Source organism: Nostoc sp. 2RC (assembly GCF_014222165.1).
Taxonomy (GTDB): domain Bacteria; phylum Cyanobacteriota; class Cyanobacteriia; order Cyanobacteriales; family Nostocaceae; genus Nostoc; species Nostoc linckia.
Genome location: NZ_JACKZU010000008.1, coordinates 41,885 through 56,629, shown reverse-complemented (window position 1 = coordinate 56,629; position 14,745 = coordinate 41,885). Strand labels below are relative to the sequence as shown.

The window sequence follows — 14,745 nt, the reverse complement described above, 5'->3', positions numbered from 1 at the left end:
CGTGCTAGTTGCAGTACTTGTAATAGTACACAAATACTATGATTTAGCGATCGCCTGTGCCAGTTGCGTAAGTCCTGAACTTTATAACAGGTTTCACCATCAAAGACAGTTATTAAACTGGTTAACCCTAAATCAATTCCTGATATCTTCCCTTGCTTGTTGTTTGTTAAATCTCCGGTTTCAAATAAGATTGCAGCAAAATATTTATCTGTACTTGTTTTAGAAACACTTACAGATTTAATCTTACCATTAACATTCTTTGAAAGACTCGCTTTAACAATACCAAGCTTAGGTAGCTTTAGTCCATCATCTTTAATTGAACAACTCTCAGGGAATCGAATTGATTGCTTGGAATGTTTACTCTTGAACTTAGGGAATCCACTACGTTTTACAAAGAAGTTTTTAAACGCAGTTTCTAGATTCTTGAGTGATTGTTGTAGAACAGCAGCAGTTGGTTCTTGTAACCATTCATAATCAGCCAGTTTCTTCAGCTGGGTAAGGTCTTTAGCCATTTGGCAGTAAGTCATGCCTTTACCCGTTTGTTCGTATTGAGCATTAGTTTTATTGAGGTAGAAATTCCAAACAAAGCGGGAACATCCAAAGCTTTTAGCCAAGGACATCTCCTGTTCTTTGTTGGGGTAAATTCTGACCTTCAATACATCTAACATCAATAAGATTTTGAGAAACTATCGTGAGGCAGTGTGCAGAACAGGGGGTTTCCCCCATGTAGCTTGCTTCCCCGTTCGCGGTAGCGTCCCGTAGGGAAGGGGTACAACTGCCGTGTTAACATACTACTTACCGCTATGTCTTGTCAATACATGTACAATCATGGTTTCAGGTCTGTTTATAGGCTTAACGCTCATATCGTTCTAGTTGTGAAGTACCGCACAAAGGCTATTAATGCAGAAATACTAAACAGGTTAAAAGAAATAATCACAGATACCCTCAAAAAGTGGGACTGTGAATTACTGGAATTTAATGGCGAACCAGACCATGTACACTTATTAATTGATTACAAACCAGACAAACCACTCTCAACACTGATTGGAAATATCAAGACAGTGAGCAGTAGATTAATCCGCAAAGAGTTCCCCTGGTTGGCTAAAAAATACTTTTACAACAAGCCTTATTTTTGGACTGGTGCGTACTTTGTGGCTAGTTGTGGTGGTGTCACAGTTGAGCAATTAAAGAATTACGTCGAGAACCAAGAACAACCAAAACAATGATTCGCTGCGCTCAATTTTATATTGGTCGCAATTCATCATCCCGTTAAGCTTTGCTGTAACGGGAGTCCTCTTGCTCCATTAAAATAGAGAAAGATTACTTCATTTTGCTTGTGACAATATCCACTCAAATACTACCACTAGTTAAAGAGCCGGAACGACTGGAAAACCGTCTTGCAGAAATTCCACCAGAACCAGGGGTTTATTTCATGCGGGACAAAAGCGATCGCATTATATACATAGGTAAATCGCGTAAGTTGCGATCGCGGGTGCGTTCCTATTTCCGGGATGGATACAACAAAAGCGAACGCATCGCCACAATGGTAAAATTGGTGACAGAAATTGAGTTCATAGTCACTGATACAGAATCCGAAGCCTTGGCCCTGGAAGCTAATTTAATTAAGCAACACCAGCCATACTTTAACGTCCTGCTCAAAGATGATAAAAAATATCCGTATCTCTGCATCACTTGGTCGGAAGATTATCCACGGATTTTTATCACTCGAAAACGCCAGTTAGGCAAAGAAAAAGATAAGTTTTATGGCCCTTATACCGATGCTGGTTTGTTGCGAGAAATTTTACGTTTGTGTAAGCGCATCTTTCCCCAGCGACAACGACCCCAACCACTTTTCAAAGACCGTCCTTGTTTGAATTATGATTTAGGACGTTGTCCGGGTGTGTGTCAACAGCTAATTTCACCAGAAGAGTATCGCAAAATTGTCCAAAAAATCGCGATGGTGTTCCAAGGTCGGACTCAAGAGTTAATTGATATTTTGACTCAACAAATGAACACTGCTGCTGAGGACTTGAATTTTGAATCAGCAGCACGAATTCGCGATCAAATTTCTGGGTTAAAATCGCTGACGGCTGACCAAAAAGTATCCCTACCAGATGATACAGTTTCGCGGGATGCCATTGCCTTAGCAGCTGACGCCCAACACGCCTGCATTCAACTCTTCCAAATTCGTGCAGGACAATTGGTGGGACGCTTGGCGTTTGTGGCGGATGCTCATGCAGAACCAGGAGCAATTTTACAACGAGCCTTAGAAGAACATTACCAAACTGCTGACTCTGTGGAAATACCCACAGAAATTTTAGTACAGCATGAATTACCGGATGCAGAAATCTTGGCAGATGTGTTAACTGAACGTAAAGGTAGAAAAGTGACGATTTTGGCTCCTTTGCGGCAAACTAAGGCAGAATTGATAGAGATGGTAGAGCGAAATGCCCACTATGAATTACAAAGAATGCAAAAACTGGGCGATCGCAATCACCAAGCAATGCAAGATTTAGCGACTATTCTAGATTTACCAGATGTACCCCACCGCATCGAAGGTTATGACATTTCGCACATCCAAGGCTCAAATGCTGTAGCTTCCCAAGTCGTGTTTATCGACGGGTTACCCGCCAAACAGTACTATCGCCATTACAAAATCAAAAATCCCACAGTTACAGCCGGACATTCGGATGATTTTGCTAGTCTAGCGGAAGTTATTCAACGTCGGTTTCGCAAGTATGCTGAAGATCCGCAATTAACACGTTTGGGTAATCCTGACTGGCCCGATTTAATTATGATTGATGGCGGTAAAGGTCAATTATCTTCAGTTGTTGCTGTTTTGCAAGAAATGAATTTATTGGAAGACTTGCGAGTTGTGAGTTTAGCGAAGCAGCGAGAAGAGATTTTTTTACCAGGAGAATCTCAACCATTAACCACTGACGCAGAACAACCAGGGGTACAGCTATTGCGACGACTGCGGGATGAAGCGCATCGATTTGCAGTGACTTTCCATCGTCAGCAACGCAGTGATAAATTAAAGCGATCGCGTTTAGATGAAATTCCCGGTTTAGGACATCATCGACAAAAGCAGCTACTAGGACATTTTCGCTCGGTTGATTATATTCGCCAAGCAACAACCGCCCAACTCGCCGAAGTTCCCGGAATCGGGCCGCGTTTGGCTCAAGAAATTTACGATTATTTTCATCCATCTTGATATAAGCCAAACAATGCAAGGATTTTAGATTGGCCTCATACCTGTTCCTTGCACGTTACTGCTGTTTAATAGAGAAAATTCTCACTGGGGATGCCCACAATTTTGTAAAGTATTTTCAAAATGCGTTTCAAATGCTCTTTTATTACCCGTTTCATCTAAATAACGCACTTTGAATTTGATAACTATGACATCAGGAGCATCATATCCAAATATCCGATTTAAAAATGAAGCCTGTCGAATCTCATAAGGCCCACCAGGATTGATAGAACAGCAGTCTGGATTTTCTTTGATATATTCATCAAAACTTTCATATTTGATGTAGTTGTAACTGCTTCGTCCTAAATCTGTTCGCTCATTTTGATAATCAAAAACCATTCGGAACCTTTCTTCATCGCTTAGATAACGCATCTTGGCGAAGCAGAATCCTGAATAATTCAACCCAAAGTATGCGAATAAAACGCTTAATGGTATTCCTATCAAAACTAGAACAGGTAAAAGAAAGGTACGGTCTATCATTATATTTTGGCAATGAAATTATTACAGCGTTTTTCATCTATTTGAACCACAATTTTCGATAGGGACGCACAGCTAGCTGTGCGCCCCTACAACGTGGTCTATTTACCTGAAAATTGCTGTAAGTTAAATAGTATCTAAAAAGCAATAAGGTTCAATTAAGGATTTTTACTACGAGCCAGAAATTTCAGGACACCATCAGTAGTGAGAGTAAGATTAAAGCGATCGCACTTCTGGAGAATTACCAACGGCGTCGGGAATAAGTACGTTGGAAATTTTGAGTTCGAGATACGTGGAAATTCGGACACGTTGTAAAGTTATGTTACGCAAATTGGCTAAACCGTCTGTACCCACTCCGTATGTTTCTTTCGATGAAATATTATCTGGTCAGAATTTAATCTTATAAATCTCGTTAGTAAATATTAACTAAATCTTAAGACAGATATTTTGTAACCAAAGATACAGTAATTTTTGAATTTTAATTTTTGAATACTAGAATGGCTTTTTTTGTTTTTGCCTACAATCATTAAAAATCAATCTCTCTCAAGGTATTAACCATAGGGATCACTCAATCTCTAAACGAAATTTATTAAAAATTTAATTTATGTATCTAAAGTAGGAGGGTAAAATCACGTAAATTTGAGGATAATAGATTTAAGATATCCAAAATTTTTCAAACATGAAATTTTGTTTAAAATCATTAGCTAATTTCACAGCAGTTTGTTAAGTTGGGTCGAACCAGAATTTTTAACTGGTTTAAGTAGCAGTTTTAGCAAATAAAAAATAATTCCAACCAGGGATCTTAAAATGCAGACAGTACAGAAGATTTACTGCCCAAATTGTGGTAGCCAAGCGGAGCGTTATTTTATTACTGATAATGAATTAACTCGGACACAATGCCCAAGTTGTGATTACTTGATGATTAGCTGCACTCGCACTGGAAAAGTAATTGAGGCTTACGCGCCAGGAATTCTTGCAAGAAAGTAAAAATTAAAAATTACTCACACGAATTTGTGTTGGCTATTGTTGTTGTTGCTGGAGATATCGGAGAGCTTCTAATGTGTTGACCTGGGGAAATTGTGCATAAAAATTACTTACACTCCAGAAAGGTTCCGGTGTTTTCAAAACAATTATGCGATCGCCCCATTGATTCAACCAAGGTAGCAATTTTTGTGGTGCTAGCGGAGTACACAGCCAAATTGCTCTAGGTGAAAGGGCCTTGATGGCACTGGAAGCAACTGCCATAGTCATACCTGTGGCAATGCCATCATCAACCAAAATTGCCGTAGCATCCTTTATATTCACTTGAGGACAAGCAGAAATTAATTGCTCCTCTAGGGACTGAGCTTGCTTAATAGCTTTAGTTAAAGCCGCTTCTCGCCAGCGCGCATCATGTTTGGAGCTAAAGAGTTTTTGCTCAGTCCAAAGAATATTTCCAGAACTAGTGACTGCGCCAATAGCCAACTCTGGGTTTTCTGGATGACTAATTTTTTTAGCTACAACTATGGTTAAAGGACAACCCAAAAAACGTGCTATTGGTGCTGCTACTGGTATACCCCCCCTTGGCAAAGCATAAACGATTGGTATAGGCTTTACCCCAGAATCAATGGTTTGCTGAGTCAAAAGATCGTGAATTACTTGCGCCAATTCTTCACCCGCATGGATGCGATCGGCAAAAAGTGGGGTATATGACATGGTTTCCCCTAGCGTCTTAGGACGGCACTGCCTTTATCATGACTGAATTTTGTCTGAAATTAACTGATAGAATAAGATTTGTATAAATAATTAAGTATTCCCATCAGTCTCTAACTAAGGGACTTCCAAGTAAAAAAATATTCCACTGTTATTGTTGACGGTTAACAGTCAACCTTCAACGCATTAACTGGAATAATTTATTATTTGGAGTTCTCTAAAGACAAACTTAAATCAAATAAGACTGCTGGTGCTGATACCAAAATCATAAATTTTCATGAGCAGCGAAAATCAACTCAGCCTCTTCGACGACTCAAGCTTTAACCAACAAGACCTAATTCCCACAGACGCTAAGATTTCTATCCCTCCCGGCACCTATTCCACCATGACTGAGTTGGCGCAGCATTGCGATCGCTGCCACCGATGTGTACTGGGAAACACTCGTACCCACGCCGTCGTTGGACGCGGTAACCTCAAAGCCCCAATAATGGTTGTAGGAGAAGCCCCTGGCCAAAATGAAGACGAAACGGGTTTACCATTTGTAGGCAAATCAGGACAATTGCTAGAGAAAATTCTCGCATCTGTGAATTTGAGTACTGAGCAAGATGTATACATTGCCAATATCAATAAATGTCTCGGTGGTTATACGAGAATCATCACAGAAGAAGGTTCTAAACGACTTAACTGGATTGTCAAAAATCAGTGGTCAGGTAAAGTGTTGAGTGTCGATCCTAATGGCAGCTTGGTTTGGAAACAAGTAACTGGTTGGTATCGGTCTAGGCTTGCAGGAAGGCAGCTTTACCAAGTCTTTTTTTCAGATGCTAAATCTAACAATAAAGGTGAAGTTGGGTATATTGCCACAGCAGATCATCCAGTACTTACCCGTAGAGGCTGGATTCCCGTTGAAGAATTACAAGACGATGACTTAGTTGCAACTGGTACACCTGCTCCGGGAAGCAGAGGGTTGCAAGTATTACTAGGGTCTTTACTAGGTGATGCTTGTATTAGTTCCACTGGTCAGTTTTTGGAGAATCATAGTATTCAACAAGCAGCTTATTTAAAACTCAAAGCAAGAGTATTAAATGGTTTTCGACCACAGGTAAAAGAATATCTAGCCAAGTCACAAAATGGCAAAACTTATCAATCTCTGAGTATGGGACTGGCAAAAACTTATTATTTGCACGACCTACGCGAGGAATGGTATCCCAATAATAAAAAAGATTTTCCCATAACAGCACTAGAAAAACTAGATAACTTTGGGTTAGCTATTTGGTACATGGATGATGGTTATTGGCGAAGAAAAACCAAAGATGGGCAAATAAGAAAAAGTATCGACGTTGAAATTGCTTTAGGAAACATCACACCAGAAACGGCTCAAAAAGTTGTTAAATATTTTGAGACTCAAGGCTACAAAACATACGCAGTTTTTAAGTCTACTTGGAGACTATTTTTTAGATATGGTGAAGGCATTCGCTTTTTAGAAAATATTGCTGAATACATTCCTGCCTCTATGCGATATAAATTGCCAGAGGAACTGCATAGTATTCCATTTAACATAGAAGTTTATCAAGAAGAAGCAGTTGTCACCTACTGGAAACCAGTTATTAAAAAACTATTACCACCAAAGCCAGATTTTGACGTAGTTTACTGCATTGATGTTGAAGACACAGCCAATTTTGTCACACCCGCAGGTGTTGTACATAATTGCCGCCCACCTGAAAATCGTGTGCCTACTACACAAGAAATAACGGCTTGCAAACCCTACTTACTAGAACAAATTCGCCTAGTTGATCCGAAAATCATTCTGTTAACGGGTGCAACTGCCCTCAAAAGTTTAACTGGCGATAAACGGGCGATTACGAAAATTCGCGGACAGTGGCTAGAGTGGGAAGGGCGTTTGTGTATGCCAATTTTTCATCCTTCCTATTTGCTGCGTAACCCTTCCAAAGAAAGAGGTAGCCCGAAATGGTTGATGTGGCAGGACATCCAAGCCGTGCGTGCCAAGTTAGATGAAATCACAAAAACCACCTGATGTTAGTGGATTCATAGCAGACTTTTTTCACGATAGAACCTTGATAACAGTAATTACACATAATTATTTACGTGTCGATACTGACTCTAAGGGAATGAAAAAAGTCAAAATAAAAATTTTTAACCTGCGTACATTTGGCATAACTTTGGCATAACATCTACATCCTATAAGAGTTTTTAACTAGGTCAAACTCTCACAGCAAAATATCTTTAAGTGCTTTACATCTCCTTTATTACTGACTAGACCTCTCAAGTTTGATGAAATCCGGAAAAACGATTTACGCAACTGAAGCTATACTCTAGCTCTCGTCAGCTTATTAAGCTTGAGAACATTAGCAAAGGAGAATAAGTATGTGGGGCTTAATCGTATTTTTAGTAATTGTGCTGGGTTTGATAGCTTTCATCAAACGTGCTGATTCATCTAGTAAAAAGAGTTATCGTAAAAGTCATAAAGGTAACTTTAGTAATTCTTCTAGTAATAGCAGCAGTACTTCGTCTGTTGATGATACTCAAATATATTATCCCAGTATTTACCAAAGCTACAGTACTAGCTATGATGACCACAAAAATCATAGCTGCGAATCTGGCAACAGTAGCTATGATGACCACAAAAATCATAGCTGCGAATCTGGCAACAGTAACTACAATCACAGTAACTATGACTACAGCAGTAGTTATGATTCCGGCAGTAATAGCTGTGACTCTAGCAGTAGTAGCTATGATTCCGGCAGTAGCAGCTATGATTCCGGCAGTAGCAGCTATGATTCCGGCAGTAGTAGCTGTGATTCTGGCAGCAGTAGCTGGGACTAAAGTGACAGTTATGAAAATCAAACTCTAGGCTTGATTGTCCGGTTACGCACACTTCCAGCCTGACAATCGCGTAACCAAGCTTGAACTCCTTGAGCGATCGCACCATTACTACTATCACGTGGCGGAGATAGTGGCTGTTTTTTTGAATAAGAACCAGTTTGAGAAAACATCATCACTATACGCCAACCAATTTTAGTTTTAGTCAACAATAGCCAATGAAATTCTTGTAATTCTACTGCGGTCTTACCAATATACTGACGCCCTAAGGTGGTAAAAAAAACTTGTTCAACTCCCGACATAGAACTTTCAGGAGCATCTTTACTATATTCTTCAAGGTTAAGGGGTAGGGGAGTAAATTCAGGTTTTCCTGCTACCAGGATATAACTGTATACATCAGCGCTGCGGTTGCGACGGCGGGCGCGTTGAATGACGCGGTTAGTATAACTGGGCAAATCTTGTAATAACTGCGTAGTCAATGTTTCTAAATTTTGCTCGGAACAGGAAGATTTTGCCCCAGTATCTATGTTTCCCTCCTGTGCTAGCAAAGAGGGGTTAGGGTTAAAAAGTAAAAAGTAAAAAGTAAAAAGTAAGAAGATAATCCCCATAAATAAATTTATACGGCTTACTAGATTTTTTATTTATCTATGGGGTTTACCCTTGTTTTATTGCTAATTTCTGGCTTCATGCGATGGCACTCAAATCCTCAGAAATTCTCTTCCAAGCTAGTTCTGGGTTAGCAGCAGTGGTGATGGGACGCCCAATCACTAGATAATTTGCCCCTGCAACAATCGCTTGTGCTGGAGTGAGCGATCGCTTTTGATCCGCTTTATCTGCCCAAGTTGGTCTTATACCGGGACAAACTAACAAAAAGTCATCTCCACAACTTTGCCGTAGTTGTACCACTTCTTGAGGCGAACAAACTACCCCATCTAACCCTGATTCTTGAGCCATGAGTGCCATTTCTAAAGCGTATTCTGGCAACTCTAAGGGAATTTTTAAGTCAAAAGCCAGTTGCCGAGCCGAAATGCTTGTCAATAAAGTAATAGCAATTAACTTCGGTGGTTTTACACCCGCTTGTGCTGCTCCTACTTGTGCCGCCTCTGTTGCTGCTTTCAGAGCTTCTCTACCACATGTAGCATGAATCGTCAATAAATCTACTCCATAACGAGCTGCACTCCGACAAGCACCCGCGACAGTATTGGGGATGTCGTCAAACTTTAAATCCAGGAAAATGCTTTTTTGCCGAGACTTGAGCATTTCCAGAATTTTTGGCCCGGTGCTGGTAAACAACTCTAAGCCGACTTTGAAGAAACTGACATCCTCAAGTCGATCCACAAGGGCGATGGCACTTTCTTCGTCTGGCACATCCAAAGCCACAATCACTCGTTGTTGAGCCAATTCCCCACTCCCCATTCCCTACTCCTTATCTAAAGCACTAAACGCACAAATTTATTTTTGCCGACTTGTAAAACTTTACCTTGTAAATCACTAGTAGCTGCGAAAGTGGTATCGATATCAGAAATGCGATCGCCATCTAAGCGTACTCCACCTTCTTGAATTTTCCGCTTGCCTTCCCCTGTACTTTTACACAAGCCAGTGACATTAAGAAGATAAGCTAACTTCACGGGAAATTGCGACACCCCAGCTAAAGAGAATTCTGGAACTGCACCTTGCTTACCGCCGCTTTGGGCAGCTTCTTTGGCTTCTTGGGCTGCTGTTTCCCCGTGGTAATATTTCACAACTTCCCATGCTAAAAGTGTTTGGCGATCGCGGGGATTTTCTGGCAATTTGTCTAAAGGTAAATCCGTCAATAGTTCAAAATATTGTTCCAATAGCCCATCAGGAACTCCCTGTAATTTTTGATACTTTTGTCCTGGGTGTTCTGATAAGGCAATATAATTACCTAATGACTTGGACATTTTTTGCACGCCATCAGTACCAATTAAAATCGGCAGCAGCATTCCAAACTGCGGCTTTTGACCAAAATGACGTTGTAAATCTCTGCCCACAGCAATGTTAAATTTTTGATCGGTTCCTCCTAATTCCACATCCGCCTTCACAGCAACAGAATCATAACCTTGCATCAAGGGGTACAGGAACTCATGGATAAAAATCGGATTCTCTTTTTTATAGCGATCGGCAAATCCTTCTTTAGCTAACATTTGCCCCACCGTCATGGTGGAAAGTAACTCCAAAATTTTCTCTAAGTTTAGCTGGGAAAGCCATTCGGAGTTATAGCGCACCTCTAACCGTCCTGGTGTGTCAAAATCCAAGATAGGACGTACTTGGTCAAGATAAGTCTGGGCATTGTGGGCTACTTCTGCTTCTGTAAGCTGACGACGCACCTCTGATTTACCAGTCGGATCGCCAATGCGTGCCGTAAAATCGCCAATAATTAGAACTGCTGTATGACCAGCATCTTGAAAAGCTCGCAGTTTTCGTACTGGTATGCTATGACCTAGATGAATATCAGTGCCTGTGGGATCGATTCCTAATTTAATCCTCAAAGGTTGGTTTGTAGTTAATAAGCGCTTTTCTAGACTTTCACTGTTATTATCAGCTGGTTGTGGGAAAACTTCTACTACACCACGACGCAACCAATTCATATCTTGCGTCATACCAGAAAATCCATCGTTAGCTATGCTTTGTACACTAGAAGTTAAGTTGGTTATAAGCACTTGCAATTTATCCACTTTCTCATCTGCCAAACTACTATAATTGCAAAAAATTAACCGCCTTGCTTCGCCCAATTAATTACAGTTAAATTTACAAGTTGAGGAAGTGAAATCGCCGTGTCGTCGTCTAGGACTTTTGAAGATAAGCAGCCGCAACGTCGGGCTTCATCAGGTTTCGAGTTTTTGAAGGGAGTCGGCCAGGTAACTGGCGGTACTCTGCTTTCAATCACCATGCTGGCAAGTTCCATTGTAGCCGGAGGACTGGTTGGTTTAGCCATTAGTTTCCGTAATTTGCCAGATGTCAGACAGCTACGTAATTTCTTTCCTTCAGAAACGACTTACATTTATGACATTAAGGGTAAACTTTTAGCTAGTGTCCACGGGGAAGCCAACCGAGAAGTAGTTCCCTTAGATAGAATTTCCCCAAATCTCAAACGGGCAGTATTGGCAAGTGAAGATAGCCACTTCTACACTCATCACGGTATTAACCCCACTGGTGTTGGACGTGCAGTAGTAGTTAACGCTGTAGCAGGTGGAGTCCGCGAAGGTGGCTCTACTGTTACTATGCAGTTAGTAAAAAACTTATTTTTGACTCGCAAGCGTGCCTTTACCCGGAAGTTAGCCGAAGGAGTGCTAGCAATTCGGTTAGAGCAAATTCTTACCAAAGACCAAATTTTAGAAATGTACCTCAATCAAGTATATTGGGGTCATAACAATTATGGTGTACAGACTGCCGCACGCAGTTACTTTAATAAGTCAGCAGAATATTTAACCTTGGGCGAGTCAGCAATGATGGCTGGTTTGATTCAAGCACCAGAAGAATTCAGCCCGTTTGCGAGTATGAAGCTGGCAAAACAGAAACAAAAAGAAGTACTGGGACGAATGCTGGAAATGAATTGGATTAACCAGCAAGAGTACGACGATGCCCTCAAGCAAGAAATCAAACTTGGCAAAATCAAATCCTTTCAAGGTAGTGCCCTACCTTATATAACCAATACTGTAGCGCAGGAGTTGGCTAAAAAGTTTGGCCGCGAGGCACTGCTCAAGGGTGGAATGCGGGTACAAACTACGGTTGACGCCAATTTTCAGACTATGGCAGAGGAAACTGTCGTCAAGTGGCATAAATCACTGCTGGGGCAGGGATTATCGAAGAATCAAATTGCTTTGGTGGCTATCGATCCGCGCACGCATTTTATCAAAGCCTTGGTGGGTGGTGTAGATCCGAAAGTCAGTGAATTCAACCGAGCAACTCAAGCTCAGCGACAGCCCGGTTCTTCTTTTAAACCCTTCGTCTACTATACTGCTTTTGCTACTGGTAAATATGGGCCGGATACAACAGTGGTAGATTCTCCAGTTAGATATCAAGATGGTAGTGGTTGGTATTCTCCCAGGAATTACGATGGCAGTTTTAGCGGCCCGATGCCAATTCGCACAGCTTTAGCGCAGTCACGGAATATTCCTGTGATTAAAATTGGTAAGGCTGTGGGGATGAATCGAGTTATAGAAACCTGCCGTACCTTGGGGATTATGAGTCCAATGGAACCCGTGACCTCCCTACCTCTGGGGGCAATTGGTGTCACGCCATTAGAAATGGCTAGTGCCTATGCTACCTTTGCTAACTATGGTTGGCAGTCTGCACCTACTGTAATTGCCCGCGTTAGTGATAGTAGTGGAAATGTATTACTAGATAATACTCCTAAACCGCAACTAGTTCTCGATCCTTGGGCTTCCGCAGCTATTATTGATGTGATGCGAACAGTAGTTACCAGTGGTACTGGTAAAGGTGCTGCTATAAATCGTCCCAGTGCTGGTAAGACTGGTACAACTTCCTCGGAAAAAGATATTTGGTATGTTGGTACTGTACCCCAGTTAACTACTGCTGTTTGGGTAGGAAGAGACGACAACAGACAATTAGCTAGCCGTGCTACAGGCGGCGGTATGGTTGCTCCCATTTGGAAAGATTTTATGGAAAAGGCACTCAAAAATGTGCCCGCAGAAAACTTTAAGTCACCTTCCCAGTTTCCCCGTCCCAAGTCTAATTAGAGTTAGGAGTTAGGAGTTAAGAGTTAGGAGTTATTAAGTAACTCCCACCTGATATTGGTTTACCTCTAGTTAAATGAATTTTTCCAAAATTAAGCAAAATTATAATTTTGGATAAATTAAGCAAGTAACAAAGCTTTCAAGACTTGATTCACATAAATTTTAACTCCCAACTCCCAACTCCCAACTCCTAACTCCTAACTCCCAACTCCTAACTCCTAACTTGATGTTAGGGCTGTTTTTCTAGCTCGGCTTTCATCCGTTCTAAAGTGAGGTGCATTTGGTCAAACATTTGTTGGGGAGTAACACCAAACTGACCTAACTGGGTTTTCAGTTGCTCTACTGTCATTTGTGCCATGAAGTCTTCTGATAGCTCGAAGCGCTTCATAAAGATGCGATACCGATCCATCATGGCTTCCATTTGCTCAATAAATAACTTTTTGCCCTCGCGGTCAAATTTCCCATAGCTGTTGCCAAGCTTGATAAGTGCTTGATAATCATCAAACAACTGCTTTGCTTCTTGCTGAACTATTTCAGAATCGAAGAATCCCATGTTGCCTATATAAAACTGAGCGCCCAGACTCAGTAGCTTAATAGTTTGACTTCTATTTTTATTCTAGTCTAGGGGAGTAATCTAGTGGACAAGCTTCGGTTTGAGTACGGTTTATTACCGAAATTTCAACACTTGACTTGAGAACGTTTCCCGTTTTTAAATCCACCTAATAAAGCTGCAATACTCAAAGCTTTAGCAATTGATTTCGGATTGCGGTTTTCACCAGGTTGAATTTTCAATCTGGTAGCGCATTTCAAAGCTAGTGAATGTTGGGGGTCAAGTTTTAATGCTTGAGTAACGTAAACCCTAGCCATCCCTAGTAATTTCTGTCGCAGATGTACAAAACCTAATAAGGCGTGATAATCACTATTATGAGGCTCTAACTTGATGGCATCTCGCAGTTCTTGGACAGCTAGCGTCCATTTTGTTAGTTTAATATATTCAATAGCTCGCTCGTAGTGGCGTTGAGCGTAATTTTTCAAAACTGGTTTGACATTAGTTTCTTCACTTAATGTCACTTGAACTGGTTTAACTTCTACCTTGGAGATAATGGGGAGAGGTTCTTGAGGTAGCAATAGATTAGATTTATGCAGCTGTAAATAAACTAAATTCAGTATCCTGATTTGTTGGGTTACTTGATAAAACTGATGTAGTGATTTGTATTGAGCTTCTGCATAGCAGGCCATCGCTTCTTCGTAAAATAACTCTGCTTGTGGTGCAGTCATTTCCCGAATCTCTTGGAATAGGACACTTTCAGAAGACAAAGCTTGCTCCTTCAACACTCTTGCTTCTGAAAGTAGCATGGCTATGGCACTAAAGCGCTTGTGTTGATTTTTCAACTGCTCGTAAGCTGGATTGATTAAATGGCTAAATATTGCCGTTGCTAATTCTTGGTCTCGGTTGCTGCTTTTGGTATGGCGATCGGGATGTAGCAGTTTTGCTAAAGTGTGATAGCGTTTGAGAATCTGGCGATCGTCAGCAGTCACAGAAATTCCTAGCACAGCATAAGGATCGCAAAGCTGTTCAGTCCATTTCGGTGGTAGGAAAGTTTGTGACATTGTAGTAATCCCATCGCTTAAAAACTAAAAATTACCATCAAAGCCAAATGCCCACTCATGTGACACCTACTCAAGTTGATTGTCAAACTTTAAATCCTGGGGTTTTCCACCCAAAAATCATCAAGACAAGGTAGACTAGTTGACTAAAATAAAATTAGA

At 41.0% G+C, this 14,745-nt stretch carries 14 protein-coding genes and 3 pseudogenes; 8 read left to right on the top strand and 9 right to left on the bottom strand.

Going from position 1 to position 14,745, the window contains the following annotated elements; genetic code table 11:
• A partial coding sequence (locus GNE10_RS02345) for a transposase (RefSeq protein WP_260446723.1) occupies positions 1-620 on the bottom strand: 620 nt, incomplete at its 3' end.
• A 183-nt stretch (positions 621-803) separates the two neighbouring features.
• On the opposite strand from GNE10_RS02345, the gene tnpA reads away from it, so the two are divergent.
• Together tnpA and uvrC are read left to right on the top strand one after the other, a co-directional pair.
• Positions 804-1,226, top strand: coding sequence for an IS200/IS605 family transposase (gene tnpA, locus GNE10_RS02340; protein WP_260446722.1), 423 nt, complete (start codon positions 804-806; stop codon positions 1,224-1,226).
• A gap of 110 nt (positions 1,227-1,336) precedes the next feature.
• Positions 1,337-3,214, top strand: a complete 1,878-nt coding sequence (gene uvrC, locus GNE10_RS02335; protein ID WP_185563478.1) for an excinuclease ABC subunit UvrC — start codon at positions 1,337-1,339, stop codon at positions 3,212-3,214.
• Positions 3,215-3,295: 81 nt separating this feature from the next.
• On the opposite strand, the gene GNE10_RS02330 is transcribed toward uvrC, so the two are convergent.
• Entirely contained in the window at positions 3,296-3,730 is a 435-nt protein-coding gene (locus tag GNE10_RS02330) for a hypothetical protein (RefSeq protein ID WP_185563477.1), read from the bottom strand.
• Positions 3,731-3,943: 213 nt separating this feature from the next.
• Positions 3,944-4,081, bottom strand: coding sequence for a hypothetical protein (locus tag GNE10_RS02325; protein ID WP_185563476.1), 138 nt, complete (start codon positions 4,079-4,081; stop codon positions 3,944-3,946).
• A gap of 453 nt (positions 4,082-4,534) precedes the next feature.
• Between GNE10_RS02325 and GNE10_RS02320 the strand changes: the two genes are divergently transcribed.
• Entirely contained in the window at positions 4,535-4,714 is a 180-nt protein-coding gene (locus GNE10_RS02320) for a zinc ribbon domain-containing protein (protein WP_099066776.1), read from the top strand.
• A gap of 33 nt (positions 4,715-4,747) precedes the next feature.
• On the opposite strand, the gene GNE10_RS02315 is transcribed toward GNE10_RS02320, so the two are convergent.
• Positions 4,748-5,422 carry a phosphoribosyltransferase gene (locus GNE10_RS02315; protein WP_185563475.1) on the bottom strand — a complete coding sequence of 225 codons (675 nt, stop codon included), beginning with the start codon at positions 5,420-5,422 and terminating at the stop codon, positions 4,748-4,750.
• Between the two features lie 274 nt (positions 5,423-5,696).
• Between GNE10_RS02315 and GNE10_RS02310 the strand changes: the two are divergent.
• From GNE10_RS02310 to GNE10_RS02295, 4 genes and pseudogenes are all read left to right on the top strand, one after another.
• Positions 5,697-6,086, top strand: a pseudogene (locus GNE10_RS02310) (uracil-DNA glycosylase family protein); the annotation flags it as partial.
• Positions 6,087-6,134: 48 nt separating this feature from the next.
• Positions 6,135-6,815 (top strand): annotated as a pseudogene (locus GNE10_RS35710) (hypothetical protein); the annotation flags it as partial.
• Between the two features lie 231 nt (positions 6,816-7,046).
• A pseudogene (locus GNE10_RS35705) lies at positions 7,047-7,451 on the top strand (uracil-DNA glycosylase family protein); the annotation flags it as partial.
• A gap of 408 nt (positions 7,452-7,859) precedes the next feature.
• Positions 7,860-8,288 carry a hypothetical protein gene (locus tag GNE10_RS02295; protein ID WP_185563474.1) on the top strand — a complete coding sequence of 143 codons (429 nt, stop codon included), beginning with the start codon at positions 7,860-7,862 and terminating at the stop codon, positions 8,286-8,288.
• On the opposite strand, the gene GNE10_RS02290 is transcribed toward GNE10_RS02295, so the two are convergent.
• The 3 genes from GNE10_RS02290 to tyrS all read right to left on the bottom strand — a co-directional run bounded on the left by GNE10_RS02290 (position 8,278) and on the right by tyrS (position 10,878).
• Entirely contained in the window at positions 8,278-8,865 is a 588-nt protein-coding gene (locus tag GNE10_RS02290; RefSeq protein ID WP_099066773.1) for a hypothetical protein, read from the bottom strand. The genes GNE10_RS02295 and GNE10_RS02290 overlap by 11 nt on opposite strands.
• A 76-nt stretch (positions 8,866-8,941) precedes the next feature.
• The gene (pyrF, locus tag GNE10_RS02285; RefSeq protein ID WP_185563473.1) at positions 8,942-9,673 is read right to left on the bottom strand and encodes an orotidine-5'-phosphate decarboxylase; all 732 of its coding nucleotides are present in this window, start codon (positions 9,671-9,673) and stop codon (positions 8,942-8,944) included.
• Between the two features lie 14 nt (positions 9,674-9,687).
• Positions 9,688-10,878 carry a tyrosine--tRNA ligase gene (gene tyrS / locus GNE10_RS02280; RefSeq protein ID WP_185563481.1) on the bottom strand — a complete coding sequence of 397 codons (1,191 nt, stop codon included), beginning with the start codon at positions 10,876-10,878 and terminating at the stop codon, positions 9,688-9,690.
• Between the two features lie 174 nt (positions 10,879-11,052).
• Here tyrS and GNE10_RS02275 point away from each other — a divergent pair, with 174 nt between their 5' ends.
• Positions 11,053-12,978 (top strand): transglycosylase domain-containing protein, encoded by a 1,926-nt coding sequence (locus GNE10_RS02275; RefSeq protein WP_185563472.1) that lies wholly within the window; start codon positions 11,053-11,055, stop codon positions 12,976-12,978.
• 226 nt (positions 12,979-13,204) lie between these two features.
• Here GNE10_RS02275 and GNE10_RS02270 read toward each other — a convergent pair whose 3' ends face one another.
• The gene (locus GNE10_RS02270; protein ID WP_096536737.1) at positions 13,205-13,528 is read right to left on the bottom strand and encodes a DUF1825 family protein; all 324 of its coding nucleotides are present in this window, start codon (positions 13,526-13,528) and stop codon (positions 13,205-13,207) included.
• A 125-nt stretch (positions 13,529-13,653) separates the two neighbouring features.
• Positions 13,654-14,586, bottom strand: a complete 933-nt coding sequence (locus GNE10_RS02265) for a DnaJ domain-containing protein (protein ID WP_185563471.1) — start codon at positions 14,584-14,586, stop codon at positions 13,654-13,656.
• Between the last annotated feature and the right edge of the window lie 159 nt (positions 14,587-14,745).